This is a genomic window from Armatimonadota bacterium (assembly GCA_035527535.1).
Lineage (GTDB): Bacteria > Armatimonadota > Hebobacteria.
The window spans coordinates 1-17,431 of the sequence record DATLAK010000050.1; the positions used below are offsets into that span (position 1 = coordinate 1).

Consider the following 17,431-nt stretch of genomic DNA (forward strand, 5'->3'; position numbering starts at 1 on the left):
TGTGGGTCGCATTGAGAAGGATATTGTCCGCGGGCACAGACGGCAGGCGCGGGCCCAGGCGTTCGCGCACCGCGTGCTGCAGCCCCTCGGAGATGGCGCAGAGATCGCACGAGATGAGGATCGCGCAGTCCCTGGGATCGCCCCCCGCCATGGCGCACGCCGTCACCAGCAGCGGATCCATCGCCTCTGTCGCAATCCGGCGATGCATCTGGCCGCGGAGCATCACCGGGCGGTTCGGCGTCATGTCCCGCACCGCCCATCCGATGTCAAGCATGTGTGTCCTCCCCGGGTCAGGATGTCAGGGCGAAGCCCCTATGGTCGGTCCGAGCTTGCTGTTCGGCGCAGTTCAGCCGGCCGCGGCGCCCAGCATCTGATACTTGCGGCACTCGGCGACGACGGCCGCGTGCTGCTCCATCGTCCGGTGGGGGTACGCCGCGAGACAAACGATGAAGTGGTCCCCGTCCGCCGCGTCAGCGAAAAGCCGGCGCACCTGGGCCCGCATGTGCTCGAGATCCCACGACGCGTCCGCCAGCGCCACCAGCGTGGCGATGATGGTAATCCGCTCGCCCAGCAGGCGGCGGCCCTGCGCCACCGTCACATCGCCGATCGGGGGCACGGTGAAGGAATGCACTGCGTCCATTTTCGTGCGGCGGTAGAGAGGGAGCAGGTCGCGAATGAGGCCGCACGAGTGGTGGAAGTAAGGCTTGCCCTGCCGATGGCAGATCTCGGCCCGCCGATCCGTGCACTCCAGGCTGAAGCGCTCGAACATGGCGGGCGAGATGACCGTCGTGGAGGTATCATCGGTGCCGATCAGGGCGTCAATCGCGGAGTCCGCGGTGAGCTGCAACTGTTGCTGGTAGTTGCGCTCCATGACCGAGAAGAGATCGCTCACGGCCGCGGGCGCATCCGCGCACAGGTAGGCGAGGGTGGCGACCCCGCTGTAGACCCGATACATCATGGCGAGCGGGGTGCCAGGTAGGAAGCAGGTGAGGATGCCGTCATCGCCGATGAGCTCTCGCCGGGCTCGAATCGCCTGCAAGGCTGCCGGCTCAGCCTCAATAACCTCATCCTCGAATATCGTCGCCAAGGCTGGCAGATCGGCGGCGCTTTTCACCATGTGTTCCACGCAATACGAGGTGCCAACGTCACGGCTGCGCCGCGACACCTGCCGCAGGTCGCCGGCGGGCGTGTGCCAAGTCTCGATCGTGTCGTCGCCCTCCTGGGCGGAGTGCAGGCTGACGTTTCTGCGCGAGACCCGTACCGGGGGGGCGATGTAGTCCATGATGTCAATGCCAAGATGCCGCGAGAACGTCACCGTGCTCTGGTCGCACCATGTGACGGTTCCCATGGCCGCGGCGAGCTGCGGGTCCATGCCGTCTCGGCTGGGCTGATTGTAGGGATCAACGTGACCGCAGACAGGAGTCCACTGCGGCATTTCGTGGCGGAGGATCCTGAGCAGATTCTCGCGTGGGGTCGGCATCGCGCGCAGTGTGCCAGAGCCGGTTCGTCCTGTCAAGGCGCTCATGCATTCCGAAGGAAAGTGATCGCGCGTTCCGGTTGAAAGCGCTCACCGGCCGGAGCCGCGGCGAAGCGACGCGGGATCGCTCACATTGTGCTCTCTCTTGCGTTGGTTTGCAAGGGCTTATTGTGCTTGCGCTGGAATGGCTGAAGTTGGATATTGTTTCGCGGGAGCCAAGCCATGAAACCCGGGTGCGACGATCTCAGACAGAGCCTCTTGCTTGCGTGCGAGTGGATGGTGCGCCGGGCGATGTGGAGTGAGGACGAGCTTCCGCCGCCGCAAAACCCGTATGGGTTTCGTTACTCCTCCTGGAAAGGAGCCATGCGCGAGTACGACGCGCGCCAGCAGCAATGGTACGTGTTCGGCCCCGCCTGGCACACCGGGCAGGCGGCGAAGGCGCTGGTGTTGGCTTGTCGCGCCACCAGCGAGGAATGGCTCCTCGAGGGGGCGCGCCAGGCGGCGGCATTCCTGATGCGCGAGCGGGTGTCCGACAAGCGCGATCCGGATTGCGGACTCATCGAGTCCGAAACGGCTGGAATCCTGGAGAGCCTTGACGGCTTGATGCACCTGGGCGACGAGACCGGCGATCCAGGGTACTGGGACGCCGCCTTGGCCGCCCTGCACTGGGTGGAACGCACGATGTTCCTTCGCCAGGAGGGCCTCTTCCTCGACCACTACGACCCCTACGCCAGGAAGGCGACCTCGCTGCCAGCGATGGTCGAGCGTGAATCCCCGCTACCGGGGCGGCCTCTGCTGGACGATGGCGTCTTCTTGAGGGGATACCACAAGACCAAGGACCGGCGGCTGCGGAACGTCTTCTTCAGGACGGCGGAGCGCTTGCTGCGCGATGAGAATCCACCCGGCAATTTCGCGTTGTACAGCCCGAGCGATTACCGCACCGGCAGCAATCATCCGCGCCAAGCCTGCTGGTGGGGTCGCCCGATGGTCATGGCCGGGAAGGATTCCGGCGACGAGCGGTACCTGGAGTGCGCCCGCCGCGCCGCGCAATGGTACGTCCGGGCTCAACGCGTGGACGGCGGGATGTTTCGGCACACTCGCGGTGATTTCCAAACGCCTTCTTTTGGTCACGCCGCCAGCGGCATCCTGTTTGCGGCCGTGCTGTGGCACGACCTCATCGTCGCGGGAAAAAGCGATGAGCTCAGAGAGCCGCTGCAGCTCGCGCTGTCCTTTGGCGAGGCGATGCTGTTCACGCAGCCCCGGGACCCCAACCTCGCGGGCGCGGTGCTTGAGAAAGTCGTGCCCCCCCCGACGGAACCGACCGGCCGCCGTTCCTGGTGCGTGACTTGGGTACCATTGCCTACGTCCAGGCCGTGTCCCTGGCGCTGATGGACTCCTGTCTCCCTTCGTGAAGCGCGGGCGCCGGCGCCCCATCACTCCGGGGCGAGCGCGGAGGCTGCTCGCCCCGGGAAATCGGCGTCGCCGATCTTGAACAGCTCTCCCGTGCCGCCGGGGAGCGCGATCTTGAGCAGTCCGTCACCAACGGAGATCAACTCTGGCTCTCCGGTCGCTCTCGACAAACGCCCCACCGTCGTGACGGAGGGCGCGAACTCCGCCGTCATGGTAAGGGATCGCTCCGCTGCCGGGGCGTCAGGGCTGCGCCAGAGGTTGACGAGCATGAAGTAGCGGCCGCCCTGGTCGTCCCGGAAGAACCCGACCAGCCCGTCCTTGTCGGCCCCCTTCTCCTTCACCCGGATGGCGCTGATTCCCCACGCCTTCCCCGCGTCGGCGTCAAGAGGCTTCACGGGCGCGGGCGGCGAGTTGCTCACCACGCCGCCATTCTCCAGGTGCCGGCCGGCGATATAATAGACGCCGGCGCTGGTCAGGAAGCGCAGAGCTGAGCCCAGGTTCGTTACCTCCGCGTTGGCCCGCGCGGCCTGGGGATAGAGGCGGCTGGGGGAACCGTCCGGCTCCAGCAGCCCCCGCTTGAAGGCCACATCGTAGGTGAAGTAGATGATGCCGGTGAATCCGTAGGCGAGCGAGGAGAAGATCTGCATCCGCAAATCGGACTCGCTGGGCAGCGGGCGAGCGCCTCCGGTCCCGGGTTCCCCCCTTTCGTAGGACTGAATGAACTCCCAATAGGGGATCTCCGCCTTGAGGGCGCAGGCTCTGACCGCCTCGAGGCTGCCGAAGTAGGTGCCCGGGGAGTAGGGGCCCTCGGCGCCCCCGTCTTTGAACGGGTAGATGTCGAACACCAGCACGTCCGGTTTGCAGACGCTGACGTACTCAGCCAAATAGTCGTCGTAGCCGTAGGGGATGGGCGGGTCCTCGTAAACCCCGCTTGAGACCCACTTTGAACCGTAGTACTTGCCTGCAGGGGCGCCCATGGGATATGCGTTGGAGTAGACGAGGGTGTCAGGGAACGTGCTGCGGAACCACTCGATGCAGGCGGCGATATGCGGAAGCTCTGGGCGCTTGAATTCATCCCAGATGACCCACCCCGTGCAGCCGGGGTAGGTGTCGTAGAACTTCTTCGCCGTCGCCTTCATGCTCTCGATTGCCTCCGGGGAGGGGTTGGAGGGATCCTCGAAACGGGCTTTGTTGACCGCGTAGTAGTGCCAGGGCAGTCCGTCCTTGACCGCCGCCTCGAACAACCCCTCCCTGGGCTTCCATGCCAGCAGCGTTGTCAGTCCCGCGGCGCGGTACTGCTGGGCGTCGAGGGTCTCCACTCTCTGCGTCAATCCCATGATGGTAAACGGATGCTTCCGAACCCACTCTATCCCGAAGCGCTCGGAGCGCTCAGCGCCAGCCGCTGTCAGCCCCAGGCCCATCCACAGGAGCACCAACAGCGTCAGTGAAAACCTGCCCATGGAGATTCCTCCTGCGAGCCATGCCGGCAGCGCGCTCTTGCCGTCGCCTCCCGTGTAACCCTCTAACCAGCTAGAAGGTTCGCTCTTCGCACGTGGCATCCTGGCGGCAGGCGGGGCCGTCGCCGAGCGGCTCCCTGCGGCGCCCGTGGTATAATGGCGGGAAAGGGAGACTTGTCCACATGACGCATCCAGGCACGTCAGCTCAGGCAAAGCCCCTCCCGCTATCGCATCATCCGCAGTTGTTCTTGGACGATCATCTGATCGCGTGCGCGGAGAACCTGACGCGCGAACTCCAGCCGCCGGTGAAGCACCCCGCCAACCCGTTGATCATACGGGAGCACCCCTGGGAACAGCACAACCTCCAGGTTTACGGGACCGTTCTCCACGAAGCTGCGCTCGGCAAGTTTCGCTGCTGGTACCTAGCAAGGGGGCACGGCCAGATGGAGGCCGATACCCCGGAAGGCCCGCTAACGGCGAAGTACCTCCAGTGCTACGCCGAGTCGAGCGACGGCATCCGCTGGGCCAAGCCGATGGTCGGGCACGGCAAGTACGGCGGGCTGGACCGACATAACATCGTCATCCCCGGCGGACACGGGTTCTGCGTGCTGCCCACTCCGAACGATCCCGATCCGCAGAAGCGATACCGGGGTCTGGGCGGCAAGATCGTCGGCTTCTCGCCGGACGGCATTGAGTGGAGCACCCAGCCCTTCAGCGCGGCGGGCAAGAACGATACCAGTTCGTGCGTGATCCGCTGGAACAGCCGCTATCTGGCGTACGTGAGGAACCAGGAGAACGATCCCACTTGGCCCGGGGTGATGCGCGCCGTCGCGCTTTCCACCAGCGAGGATTTCGTCCAGTGGACGCCCAAACGCACATTCTTCACCACCGACAGTCGGGACGGTTACCCATGGACTCAACCCTACGGGATGGCCGTGACGCCCTATGGCGACCAACTCATCGGCATCATCTGGATGATTCACCTCGATCAGACCCCGGGCAACAACCGTCTCGGGGATCTGGACATGCAATTGATGGTCAGCCGTGACGGAACAAGCTGGCATCGCGTCGCGGAGCGGGCGGTGTTCCTGGGGCCGACGCCGGGAAGCTGGGATGAGGGGGGCGTTTTCCCGAGCACCACCCTGGTGGTCAAGGATGACCGCGTGCACGTGTATTACACCGGCCGATCCGCGCGCCACGGTGTCCAGGGGGGAGCGACGGGCATTGGTTTGGCGACATTGCCTGCCGAGCGGTTTGTAGCCCTTCGCCCCGCCGGCGCCGGGGGGGGCGGCATTATTGAGACACCGCTCCTGAGGTTCCCGGGTGAGGACCTCCTGGTCAATGCCGAGATCGAGCCGGGGAACCTGCAAGTGGAACTGTATGATGGGAGCGGCCGGGTGCGCCGGGGCTGCGAAGGGAACCAATCACAACTGACGCCCCATGACGCATTGCGCTATCGCGTTTGGTGGCAAGCGGATGGGAAACGCAGATCCTTGGGCGAAGCGACGGGAGGCCGGCCGGCGGCCTTGCGTTTCATCCTGCGTGGCGGCGCCCTGTATGCGTTTCAGGTGGCAGCCGGTTCCGACGCGGTCGGACGGGAGGAGAGATCGCCACGGAACGGATGAGGGTCGTATTCGCGCTGGTGTGCGCGCTCGGGCTGGGGACCGCGGGCCTCGCCGGTGAACGGCCCAAGGACTTCGGCAAGCAGTGGGTCCGCAATCACCCCCTCACCCTCATGGCTCTGCTACTGGACTCGGACACCTATGATCCGGCCTGGTACAAGGAGCTGAACTTGACGGCGGCCCTGATCTGGAAGGGGCGGGAGGGGCTGTTCGAGAAGTCCGCGGCGAACGGAATGCCCTGGCACTACTACGCGCTGCCCAACCTGAAGAAGACCAAGGACGCGGCCGACGACTACGATGCGCTAGCGCAGGAGAGGATGGACCTCGCCCGCAGCTTCCACGATAAGTATGCGGGCGGAGCAGGATTCCTGATCTGGGACGAGCCGCGCCATCCCGCCTTTCCGGCGATGGCCCAGGCGATGGCGTGGTTTCGGGAGACGTTCCCCGAGATGCTCGGTTACTCCAACCTCTACTCCGGCGGCGCACCGGCAGGTAAGTACTACGACACGGAGCCGGATGCGGAGGGTAACTACACGGCTCCCCCGGTGCCGTACGGGTACGAGCAGTACCTGCGGGAGTATCTCGATACCTGTCACCCGGATCTGCTGATGGTGGACCCGTACCCGTTCGTGGACTACGAGACCTGCGACGACGTGACGTGGACGGCCACGAGGTACTTCCATACGCTGGAGGCCGTGCGCAAGGCGGCGTTGGAGGCTTCTCTCCCGTACTGGACCTTTGTCCAATCCTTCGGCAATGGGGGCAGCTACTACTGCCCCAGCGAGTCGGACCTGCGCATGCAGGTGTTCTCTTCGCTTGCTTACGGCTTCACCGGCCTCGCTTACTTCCTCTATCACGCCCCGACCTATCCCTGCGCACTGCTTTGCGCCGACGGGACACCGTCGCCGCTGTTTCACGTCGTCAGCCAGGTCAACCGGGAAGTCCAGCATCTCGGCCCCGCGCTTCGTTCCCTGACGAGCACCGATGTTCGATACGTGCCGGGGCTGCGCTACCTCGACGGGCGCAACGTGCCGAACCCGCTGCCGGTGGGGGTGACGGCTTACGACGATGCGGCAGGCAAGGTTTGCGGAATCGCGAGCATCGAGGTCAAAGGGGTCGCCGAGAGCCGGAATGCGTTGATCGGCTTTTTCCGCGATGACGCGGGCGGCGCTTACTTCATGTTGGTCAATCTGCGGCACGCGCGCGGCGTGGCGGCCGACGAGATGATCGTTCCGGTGCAGCTGAGCTTCGAGCCCTCCGTGCAGACGTTGTACCGCCTGTCCCGGGAAACCGGCGGACCCGAGGCGGTCACCATAGCGGACGGCAAGCTGGAGCTTCGCCTTCCCGGCGGCACCGGCGATCTGTTCAAGGTCGGCGACGGCAAGTTCCCGGGCGTGGAAGGCGTGGAACGGTGGGACTCCCGTGACTGCAAGTGATGACGGCACCGCGATCGCTCACGGCAATCCGTGGGTGGAGTTTCCGGCCGGGCACCCGGGGGGCCGAATCGAGGCCATGGGCGCGGACGACAGCTTCATCTGGCGCAGCTATACCTTCCCGCGCGGCGCTGCGGGGGCGCTGGTAGATGTCTGGCACGGCGAATTCGCCGGCATCGCGCAAGGATGGGCCGTCCTTGAGCCGGGAACGTATCGCCTCGCCTGCGTCGGCAGCGACGGGCGGCGAACGTCTCTGGGCGAGCGGCATATCGCCCCGCGACTGGTTGTTGACCGCGAATTCGATCAGACGGCCACCGCGGAAACCTTGTCAGGCGAGGGCTGGCAGGTTCACGGCGAATGGGCGGCTGCGCGGCAAGGGTTGATGGCCGAGGGCGGCCCCGCTTTCCTCTTCCATGAAGGCGCGATGCACGGCGTCCTGGAGGCCACGTTTCACTGGGACGAAGTCCCGCAATCCGGCAAGTGCTGGGGGCTGATCGCGCGACACTACAACGCCTTCCATCACATGCGCCTCCTCTGCGTGCAGGAGTCGGATCAGTGGCGTCTGTGCCTGGCCCGCTGCGCCAATGCCGCCCCGGACCTACGTTCATTCACAACCGTCGCGGAGCAGGTTCATCCGGGTCGGCCTCCGCGCCGGGGCCGCATCACGTGGACGTTCAACGGCGACCGGCACCGGGTGGAACTCAACGGCGAACGGCTGCTCGAGGCGCGCGACGGGTACATGGGCGGCGTCGAGATCATCGGGCTCTTCGCCGACCCGGAGACCGTCGCCTGGGAAGACATGAGGATGCTGACGACGCAGAAGGTCCTGATGCACATCGTGGAGAAGGCATCCTATGCGGCCAGCATCCGTCCCGGCAACATCGGCGCACTGTTCCTGCGCGAAAGCCGAGCCCCAAGGCAGAACCTCTGCTGGGAAAGCGGCGTCCAGTTCGGGCACATCGGCGGGTCCGAGATCAAGTTCACGCAGGGCGCGGAGCTGACCGTTCGCGCCGACGGCGAGGTCCTGACGTCGGTGGCCTGGTCGGGGCCGATGCCCAAGTTCGTCGAGCAGGCCCGCGATGTGCGCGGGTGGGCCTATGGGCGAGCGACTTTCTACTCGGACCGCATCGTGGTTGACGACCGCGTCCTCACCTGGGTGCGCCGCAGCGTGGGGCCGGACCTGGATCTCCTGAGCGGGCTGCTCGCTGGGCCGGCCCGGGTCTGCCTGGGCGATGACGATCACTTCACGGAGTGGGTGCTGCCGCAGGATGGGCGCGAGTCTCATCCGAGCCCTTCGCCGCGCTTCCCCGCGGCTATCGCGGTTCCGCTGTGCCTGGGGGGTGAGCGATGGTGGCTGACGTGCCTGTGCCTGCTGCGTTACCCCGATCCCGCCCGCGCGCCGGCGCGCCTGTTTGCGTGGCGCTGTCCGCGCGGCTTGACGGCAAGCCATGATATCCGCGTCACCCCGACCGAGCCGGGAAGGGAGTATGCGTACACGCTGGTGATCTCCTGGGAGGAATCGGCAAGCGCCGCAGACGTGGAGCGCAATCTCCTGCACCGGCGGGCGGAGTGGCTCAACCCGATGACGATGGTGCCGCTGGAGGGAGCCACGGTTACGTTCGACGGGCCGGGCGAGCACCCGCGCGAAGCCCTGGACTTCAACGGGTGTTTTGACATGTCCACCGGGCGCTATGTCCTTCGCGCCGACGCCGGGCGCTTCGCCGCTCGCCTGGAACCGGGGGGCCTGGTGCGACGCTCGGTGGTGCTCGCAGTGCGGGATTGGCCCGCAGCTTGCGCACTGCGGTGCCGGCTGGACGGTCGCGCGCTGAAGGCCGGCGAAGACTTCGTCGCCCAGTCCTCTCTGGACGGCGAGCTTAACCTGCGATTGCTGGCGCCGCTGTCCGAGACGGCGGCGCTGGAGGGCGAAGCGGTGGCGTCGAAAGGAGCAGGATAGTGCTGGAGCTGGTTGACTGCGACTACTGGTGGAAGATGCTGGTGCTTCCGTGCCCCCCGGGCGCGACGCCCCTGGAGGCGCACGTCCGCATCCGGCAGCCCCAGGGGTTCGTCCAGGAGCTGACGACCCGCGATGTGGAGGTGCGCGACGGCCGCGCGCACGTGCGCATCCTCTATCCCTTGCTCGACGACGGCCGCTATGACCCCTCCCACGCCACCTGGAATGGGTCTTGGGAGATGGGGGAGTATCAGATCGAGCTGCGTCTGTCGGGCGCCGAGGGCGAGATCGCCCGCGGGACGATGTCTCTCGACCCGCACTCCTTCTTCCCCTGCACGCGCTCGCCGATCGCCGTGGATGCCCGCCCGCAATTCATCGAGTGCGCCGCGCGACAGTTTCTGTACATCAATGAAGACACCGCGTGCTTCGTCATCCGCATCCGCAAGCACCGGGTCTCCGCGTGCGAGGTGTCGGCGGACGTAACATCGCGCGGGGGGGCGGCGGTGCTGGCGGGGCCTTGGCGGTTTCGCCTGACGCATGAGTTCCGGGAGCAGTCCTTCGACACCACGGGCTGGCCGACGGGCGAGTATTGGATTCGCATCCGCGTCTTGCGCGAGGGGGAGCCGGTTGGCCCCTTCTGCATTCGCAAGTTCTGGAAACAGGTTTCATCGCCCCCCAGCGGCCCCGAGGTGCTGGAGCTGGGCGGCTACCCGGAAGTGCTGGTGGATGATTTCGCTTGCGCCGAGGTCGAGGGCGTGCAGTTCGTGCCCGATCGGCTGCGGACGTCGGGTGCGCCGCTGGTTGCGCCCACGGCCCCGCACGAGGAGGAGATGCTGTCCGTCGAGTCGTTGACCTGGAACGAGGCTGCGCAGCGCTATGAATGCGTCTATGTCAACTCAGGAGGTCGGCTGGAGCGCAAGGATACGGAGCCGGAGCGGGAATACCTTAAGCTGCTGGCCGTCAGCTCGGATGGGGAGCACTGGGAGAAACCGCGGCTGGGGCAAGTGGAGTACGAGGGCTCGCGGGACAACAACATCCTGCGCGATGAGCGCGACTGCCCCACCCGCATGATCCGCTTCCACAAGACGCGCAAGGACATCATGGATCACGACATCGAGTGCGCGCAGTTTCGGTTCTACGATCCCGATCGCGACGGCTCCGTCAACCTGGACAACGTCTTTCTCGCCTCGGGCAAGCGCTACTTCCCCCTCGAGTGCAAGAGCCTGGGCGACGCGCAGGCGGCACAACAGGCCGCGGACGCCGAGAGAGCTTTGCAGTCTTCCCTGCGCCCTGACGGGCTGGGCGTTCTGGACTCTCCGCAGGAGCCGGCCTCCCCGGACGGCTGCTTTCGCCCGCGCAGCGGCGAGTTCTGGCCCTTCGAGAAGCGCGGCGACCTCTACCTGGCCCTGACCCGCGAGCCGCTGCTCTACCTCGGCGTCGGCATGGATCTCATGCACTCGAGCGAGTCCATGCGGTGCCATGTCGAAGACACGGGCCGCAAGCGCTTGCTCTGGTACTTCCGCCCCGCCGCACCCGCCTACCCGCCGCACGGCGCCGTGTATGACAACATGCACCTGGGTCTGCGGTGCCTGGCGGTGCTGTGGACCGACGACGGGCTGCACTACCACCGGCAGTTCGTCCTGGGGCCGGACCAGCGGGACCGCTTCGGAACGCAGTTCTACGGCATGGGGCTGCTCCAGAAGTTCGGCGCCTGCGGCGACGCGCCGGGGCGGCCGGTGCTCGGCAAGCTGTTCTGCAACATCAGCCAGGCCTTCCCCACGCGCAACCTCTACCTGGGCATGGTGCTCGCGCACTGGGGCATTGAACAGACGCAGAGCCCGGAGCTCGTCTGGTCGCGCGACCTGCTGCACTTCCATCGCTTTGCGCAGCAGCGTCGCAGCCTGATCGAGCTCGGCGCGGGCGGGTCCTTTGACGCGGGGATGATCCGGCCCCGCTGCACGTACCACGAGTTCGGCGACGAGTGGTGGTACCATTACACGGGAATCAACACGCGGCATAACGGCTACGTCGTGATGGCCCGGTTGCACACCGTGGATGAAATGCGGCGCGAATACCCGAACTGGGCCGAGGCGCCGTATTCCTGCACCTGGGAGGGAACCTTTGCTGACGGCAAGGCGACTCGTTACCTTCCGGGGGTGGCGCGAGGCAAGCCGTACCGTCTGGCGCACGCGGAGGCCGTCGAGGGAAGGGGGCGGCTCAAGACCCATCCCCTCCGCGTTGACGGTGACACGCTGCTCATCAACGCCGCCACCGAGCCCGACGGCTGGGTGCTCGTTCGCGTCCTCGATGAAACCGGCCAGCCTGTGACTGACCCGCCGGTGCGGTTCCAAGGCGATGCGACGGCGGCCCCGGTGGCCGACCTTGGACCGCGCCGCGGCCAAGCGGTCGTCGTCGAGTTTACGATCTACCAGGCCCGGCTGTACTCGTTCCAGATTGCCTGACGATCCGGCCGGTCACGGATGTTTCGGGGCGACAGGGGCCGGGCGGACGGTCCTTGGACCTTCCGACAATACCTCGGCATTATGTCACCCTGAGTGGCTTAGACCCAGATTATGCATTGTCAACGTGAGGCGCTCACCCAATGGGTGTGTCATCCCGAGCAACGCGAGGGATCCCTTACCGGGGTTGCTCGCGGCTGGAATTGTTGGCCTTGGGCATCCCTGGTAGGGGATTCCCGCCTTCGGCGCGCAAGTCCTCCGCAGGCGCGCAAGCCTTGGTCGCTCCGCTTCCTTGGAATGACATACCCGAAGCCTTATGCATGATCCGGGTGGAAGCTCTTACAGCCGCCGCGGGGGTTGCGGCCGGCACAACGCTGGCGCTGGCAGGTGCTGCGGTGCATGACCAGACTCGCATCACGGGGAATCGCCCGGACTATCTCGTCGGCTACACCGAATACCGGACCAATCTGCCGGGTGCCATGCACTCATTCCTTGCCAGCCAGCGCGCCTCTCTGGCGCGGGGGGATGGCGCCAGCCGGCGCCGGCTCGCGGAGGATCTGACCCGAGAGCCCAATGCCTGGACCGCCTATGCCGGGTGGTCTCCCGATGGCCGCATCGCGATCATCGCCAGCGGTTGGGAGAGCCCTGACAACGCCGCCTGGGAGCAGGAGCACCAGACCTTCCGCATGACCCAGGGCTGGCGGCACGACATGTGCCTGCTCGACCTCGCTAGCGGGCGTCTCACCAACCTGACCGCGGTGGAGCGCGTCAGCGACTACAACGCCGGGCTCTTCTTCTGGCCAGGGGATCCGACGCGCCTGGGCTTCGAGGCGCTCATCAACGGGGTGATGACGCCCTTCAGCATGCGTTCGGATGGGACCGACAAGCGAGACCTCTCCGGCGGCAGCCACGAATTCACCTACGGTACGAACCCCTCGCCGGACGGCAGACACATCGCGTACCACAAGTCATACCAGGTATACATCGCCGATGCCGACGGCAGCCATGGGCGGCGCATCGAGACCGGCCAGCGCTTCAACTTCTGCCCGCGGTGGTCCCCCGACGGCCGGTGGCTTCTCTTCTTGAGCGGCGAGCACTTCGACTGCCATCCGCATTTGGTCCGGCGCGACGGCGCCGGCCTGCGCAAGCTTGCGGACCGACAAGGCTACCGCGGCGTCGTGGAGCTCCTCGATATGCCCGCGTTCCACAGCGCGAGCAGCGATATCCCCGTGTGGGGGCCGGACGGGCATTGGGTTTACTATACGGCCAAGTCCGCAGAGAGCGTCGAACTGATGCGGGTCAGCCTCGACGGGCAAGTCGAGCAGCTCACCCGTTCCGAGCCACGCGTCCTCCACTACCACCCGCAACCGTCGCCGGACGGGCAATGGCTGCTATTCGGCTGCAATCGGCGCGGCGCCCGCCAACTCTACGTGGCTCGCGCGGACGCAAGGGAGGCGTACCCGCTGACCCATGTGGGCATCGGACACGGCGCGGTCCACGGTCACTGGCAACCGGTCGCGACACCCACCGAGGCCGTCGCGCCGCGGCACCGCTGAGAGCCTATCCGAAAGACCGGCTGACTGTCATCCCGAGCGGCAGCGAGGGATCTCGTTCCGAACCGAGATTCCTCACTTCGTTCGGAATGACATGCCCGTGGACTGTGAATCCTAGGATAGGCTCTAAGACGGCAAGCTCTGGCAGAAGGGCGCGGCGGCTGATTCCCCTGTGACGCGATGACGCTTGTGGCGCTGTTTCCCGTACGCTTGAAGCTCGGCGCCAGCGTTCGATAGTTCTAATGCCTGGCCGCGCTTGGCGCTCAGCCCCGACGTCGGCTCGTCGGCCTGCAACCGGCGCGCGCATTCGCCTCCGGCAGCAGCCCGATCCACAGACGCACGTCCGGGTCGGTCAGGGGATCGGCCTCGCCAGCGTCGGCGGCCTGGGCAAGGATGGCGGCGGGATTCTCCGCGGCCATCGCGCGGCGGAGAAGGGTGGCTCCTTCGGGGGCGGAGAGCCGCCGCGAGATCGCCAGTTGCAGTTGCGACTCGTGAAGGCCCAGGAACCGCTCGCGCGTCTTGGCGACCAGTATCCACAGTTCCTCCGCCGTGAGGCCGTCGCGGAAACCGTGGGTGATCGGCCCCTCGGGGACATAGCAGTCGGAAACGGTCCACGGCCCCACCGTCGCCCGGATCGCCGCGACCGATCCCCGCGCCTCACACCGCACCGCGCGCATGGGGGCTTTGAGCGTGGGATCGGCATCGGCCTGGGCGGCGATTGCCGCGTCAACCAGCGAGCGATAGGCGTACCAGCTTGCGCTGTAGCGCGATGCGGGCGGCGACGGCAAACGCAGCCCCTCCCCCACGAATGGGCTGAAGGAGGCGCCCGATTTCGTCGCCCAGGTGACGCCGAGTGAGTGGAGATTGTCGAGCAATTCCAGCGCGGCCTCCGCGCCGGCCGCCTCGTAAACCGAGAGCAGCGAAGATACCACGCCCCCACGGGTGAGCGGGCCCGCGGGTGGCGGGCAACCCCGCGGCCAGACCGCCTCGAACGCCGCGCGCCCTTCCGGCGACTCGCAGGCATAGGCCAGTCCCCCCAGGACGGCATGGGAGGGCGCGAGGTGGTACATGACCACCGTGGGGTCGCGCCGCAGGTGAGCCGCGACGGTCAGCTTCTCCTTGGCTTCGCGCTGCGCCGGCTCGCTGATGGGCAGCCATACCGCGGCCTGGTCGCCGTCGAAGTCGGCGTTGAACATGCGGCAGCAGGACGGGTGCAGATGGAGGCACCGGTCGGGCCGCATGACCGGCGTGAAGGCGGTGATAGAGGTCGGCTCCCAGGTCGGTGCGCGGTTGAGAACGACGACGCTCTCGGCCATCAGTCCCTCGACGGCCCGACGCGCCTCGTCATTCCGCGACTCGACGGCCCCGGCGCCGCCCCTGCCAACCACCAGCGGCCCGAAAAGCGCCCAGGCCATTTCCTCGGGTAGGCCGAGTTGGCCGAGCTTCAGGTCGTACCCCGGCGCGAGCGTCGCTCGCCCGCTGAACTGTGGGCGCGTGTAGAAGTCAATGTCGCCGCGTGTGAGCAGGCTGGCGAAAAGCTCATCTATCACCCGGCGCAGCGCCGCGCGCGCAGCCTGCTGCACCGGCGCCGGTGCGCCGGAGCGCAGCGCCTGCTCCAGTCGCTGGTTGGCCTCGGTGACGCCTTGGCCGAGGGAGGCGACCTTGGGCCGGTAGTCCTCGAACTGGTGGCGAAACTGTTCCCAGTCGGTGGGACCGACATGGGTGAGCTTCGCCTCCGCCTGCCACGGATGCTCCACGGGCGCGGCCAGCTCGAGGTCCCCTTCGCCCGGGGTCGCCCATCGGGTCTCGACGTGATCACCGCACCACGCCAGGTCAATCATCGCCGTCCGCAGCGCGCGCTGCAGCCGTCGAAATGCAGCGGACGGCGGAGATGCATGCTCGGGCAGGAAGCCGCCGGCGACCCTCTCCAGCAGTTCGTCGCCCTTTTCATCGAGAGGCGCGCGCGTCAGGTAGGCATCCAGGATGTTCTCGTTCGCGCCCACCGTCCGCAGCGCGAGGTATTCGTTGCGGCCGGCAAGCTGCCCACCCCGGCGCCGCCACGGCAGCGGCTCCGAGAGGAAGTGCTGAATCTTCTGGCTCGCCAAATGGACGGTCTTGCCCCAATACACAACTCCTACCGTCGAGGGTTCATCCAGCTCCGGGCCGTCCTTGCCGTCGCGCAGGATGAACTGCCCCGACTCGGGCAGGCCCGCATCACGCAGCAGGCCGTGCAACTCCTCCGGCGTCGTACGGCGAAACGGCGGCGCGACAATCGGCGCCCCCCGCTTCTCCGCGACCAGCCCCAGCGCCCCCTCGATCATCTGGCCGAAGTTGAGGCGGCTGTAGACGCCCATGGGGTCGAAGATGAGTTCCACCGCCCGCCCGTCGGGCAGGTGAGGCATGTCGTCATCGGGCAGGATGGCCGCCACCACGCCTTTCGCGCCGTGGCGGTTGGAGAGCTTGTCGCCCACCTCCAGCGGCTGCGGAGAGGCGAGCCGCGCCGCCGCCGACTCGCTCATGACGATGCCTTCCTCGTAGGTCATGCCCTTCCAGTGGATGTACGCGGTGAGGAAGTCGCGGCCCGGGGAGAAGCTGCCATCCTCTGGCTCATTCCCCGACCGCACCAACGGCAGTTCCGGCTCTGCCTGCGGCACCCACTGGCGCATGATGACGACGCCCGTCAGTTGCCGCGCCGGGTCGTTGTGGCACAGCAGGGGCATCAGGCTCGCGGCCAGGCCGATCGCGGCCTCTCCACGATCCTCGGCCGGCACGATGCGCCCGTTCTGCACATCCGCCCCCAGCGCCAGCGTCAGCACTCGCCCGTGGTTCGGGCCCTCAGGGGTATCGTACGGACACACCCGGCCGATATGTGTCGGGTGGAACGCGGCGTCTGCGCCCAGCACCCACATTCGCCTCAGATGGGAGACCCGCGACAGCGCATTGACGTTGTCGAGCCAGTTGGCGGTCCCTGCGCTGGATACGAACTCCCGCAGCCAGCGATCGAGGGGAAACCACGCGCGCAGCACCGCCTCATCCCATTCTGCGTCTGCCGGCGGCGCCGCCAGCCGCGGCGCGATTTGGTCCATGAGCTGCTCGCCCACCGCTTTGATTTCCGCCTGCTCCAGGTCGTTGCTGCTGGCGGTCATGAACACCGCGCGCTCGCCGCCGTCAACCGCGAACGAGCCGTCCTCGCGAGGGACGGGCAGGCCGTCGAAGACGACGGTGTGCTGGGCGCCGCGCTGCTGCAGGGACACGGTCACCCGCCCTACGCCCGGCGCGGTCTCCTCGACGCGATAGTCGGTCAGCGGCGCCACCGCGGCGAGGGCGGCGGGGAGCCGCTCGGAGATGAACGTGCGGAAGCTGCGAATCGTGATGTGCTCGGTCATGGCGATCTTCATGTGTCCTCCTCCAGTTGCTCCATCAGCAGCTTGTGCGCATGATGGAGCCGGGACTTGATGGTGCCGACGGGGACGCCGAGGGCGGCGGCGGCCTCGCGCAGGCTGCGCCCCTCGATGCGCACGAGGCGCACGGCGGCCTGTTTGTCGGCGGGGAGCTGAGCCAGGGCCGAGCGGGCGCGGTCGAGCTCGTCGCCCCAGACGGCCTGGTCCTCGGGCCCGGGGACGAGGGCTTCAGGTGCCGTCGCCAGCGTCTCGGAGAACTCGTCGTCGCCGAATGCCGCCAGCGACACCACCGGATGCCGCGCCCGCAGGTGGTTGAGCGCAAGGTTGGTGGCGATCGTGAGCAGCCACGCCAGCAGCCGACCGCGGCCGTCCCACTGGTGAGCGCGCTGCCACACGCGCAGCCACAGCTCCTGCAGCAGGTCCTGGGCGTCCGCCGATGGGACATAGCGCTCGATATGGCTGCGCAGGATGCGCCCGTGACGAGCGATCAGGTCGTCGAGGGCGCCGGCGTCGCCTGCCCGGATGCGCCGCATCAGCTCGACCGCAGCATCGTCCATCGGCACCTCCATCCCCAAGGACACGCATCAGCGCCAGGAGGTTCACCGGGGTCTGAACGATTCATCGGACGGTCCCGAGGCGCCGGCTCTCCTGACGAAGCTGACGACCTC

11 protein-coding genes are annotated in these 17,431 nt (G+C 66.9%); 6 read left to right on the top strand and 5 right to left on the bottom strand.

Going from position 1 to position 17,431, the window contains the following annotated elements:
- Nucleotides 1-274, bottom strand: a 274-nt coding sequence (locus VM221_03040) for a hypothetical protein (GenBank protein HUT73796.1), incomplete at its 3' end; no start/stop codon positions are given.
- Nucleotides 275-346: 72 nt separating this feature from the next.
- Nucleotides 347-1,435 carry a uroporphyrinogen decarboxylase family protein gene (locus VM221_03045; GenBank protein ID HUT73797.1) on the bottom strand — a complete coding sequence of 363 codons (1,089 nt, stop codon included), beginning with the start codon at nucleotides 1,433-1,435 and terminating at the stop codon, nucleotides 347-349.
- A 264-nt stretch (nucleotides 1,436-1,699) separates the two neighbouring features.
- On the opposite strand from VM221_03045, the gene VM221_03050 reads away from it, so the two are divergent.
- Nucleotides 1,700-2,866: a hypothetical protein gene (locus VM221_03050; GenBank protein ID HUT73798.1), complete on the top strand. Its 1,167-nt coding sequence runs from the start codon at nucleotides 1,700-1,702 to the stop codon at nucleotides 2,864-2,866.
- A 44-nt stretch (nucleotides 2,867-2,910) separates the two neighbouring features.
- Here the strand turns inward: VM221_03050 and VM221_03055 are convergent, their stop codons facing one another.
- Complete coding sequence (locus tag VM221_03055; protein ID HUT73799.1) at nucleotides 2,911-4,347, bottom strand: hypothetical protein; 1,437 nt, start codon at nucleotides 4,345-4,347, stop codon at nucleotides 2,911-2,913.
- Between the two features lie 245 nt (nucleotides 4,348-4,592).
- Here VM221_03055 and VM221_03060 point away from each other — a divergent pair, with 245 nt between their 5' ends.
- The 5 genes from VM221_03060 to VM221_03080 all read left to right on the top strand — a co-directional run bounded on the left by VM221_03060 (nucleotide 4,593) and on the right by VM221_03080 (nucleotide 13,365).
- A complete protein-coding gene (locus tag VM221_03060; GenBank protein ID HUT73800.1) occupies nucleotides 4,593-5,969 on the top strand; it encodes a hypothetical protein in 1,377 nt (458 codons plus the stop codon).
- Nucleotides 5,966-7,402, top strand: a complete 1,437-nt coding sequence (locus VM221_03065) for a hypothetical protein (protein ID HUT73801.1) — start codon at nucleotides 5,966-5,968, stop codon at nucleotides 7,400-7,402. The genes VM221_03060 and VM221_03065 overlap by 4 nt, the downstream gene beginning before the upstream one ends.
- Complete coding sequence (locus VM221_03070; GenBank protein ID HUT73802.1) at nucleotides 7,389-9,353, top strand: hypothetical protein; 1,965 nt, start codon at nucleotides 7,389-7,391, stop codon at nucleotides 9,351-9,353. The genes VM221_03065 and VM221_03070 overlap by 14 nt, the downstream gene beginning before the upstream one ends.
- Entirely contained in the window at nucleotides 9,353-11,812 is a 2,460-nt protein-coding gene (locus VM221_03075; GenBank protein HUT73803.1) for a hypothetical protein, read from the top strand. Before VM221_03070 ends, VM221_03075 begins: the two co-directional genes overlap by 1 nt.
- 392 nt (nucleotides 11,813-12,204) lie before the next feature.
- A complete protein-coding gene (locus tag VM221_03080; protein HUT73804.1) occupies nucleotides 12,205-13,365 on the top strand; it encodes a hypothetical protein in 1,161 nt (386 codons plus the stop codon).
- A 260-nt stretch (nucleotides 13,366-13,625) separates the two neighbouring features.
- Here VM221_03080 and VM221_03085 read toward each other — a convergent pair whose 3' ends face one another.
- Complete coding sequence (locus tag VM221_03085) at nucleotides 13,626-16,760, bottom strand: hypothetical protein (protein ID HUT73805.1); 3,135 nt, start codon at nucleotides 16,758-16,760, stop codon at nucleotides 13,626-13,628.
- Nucleotides 16,757-17,320, bottom strand: coding sequence for a sigma-70 family RNA polymerase sigma factor (locus VM221_03090; GenBank protein ID HUT73806.1), 564 nt, complete (start codon nucleotides 17,318-17,320; stop codon nucleotides 16,757-16,759). Before VM221_03090 ends, VM221_03085 begins: the two co-directional genes overlap by 4 nt.
- Nucleotides 17,321-17,431 lie beyond the last annotated feature (111 nt).

What these genes read in the sequence shown, in the direction of transcription:
- VM221_03045 (HUT73797.1), bottom strand. Translation starts at nt 1,435, where the DNA reads ATGCCGCAGTGGACTCCTGTCTGCGGTCACGTTGATCCCTACAATCAG.
- VM221_03050 (HUT73798.1), top strand. Translation starts at nt 1,700, where the DNA reads ATGAAACCCGGGTGCGACGATCTCAGACAGAGCCTCTTGCTTGCGTGC.
- VM221_03055 (HUT73799.1), bottom strand. Translation starts at nt 4,347, where the DNA reads ATGGGCAGGTTTTCACTGACGCTGTTGGTGCTCCTGTGGATGGGCCTG.
- VM221_03065 (HUT73801.1), top strand. Translation starts at nt 5,966, where the DNA reads ATGAGGGTCGTATTCGCGCTGGTGTGCGCGCTCGGGCTGGGGACCGCG.
- VM221_03085 (HUT73805.1), bottom strand. Translation starts at nt 16,760, where the DNA reads ATGAAGATCGCCATGACCGAGCACATCACGATTCGCAGCTTCCGCACG.
- VM221_03090 (HUT73806.1), bottom strand. Translation starts at nt 17,320, where the DNA reads ATGGACGATGCTGCGGTCGAGCTGATGCGGCGCATCCGGGCAGGCGAC.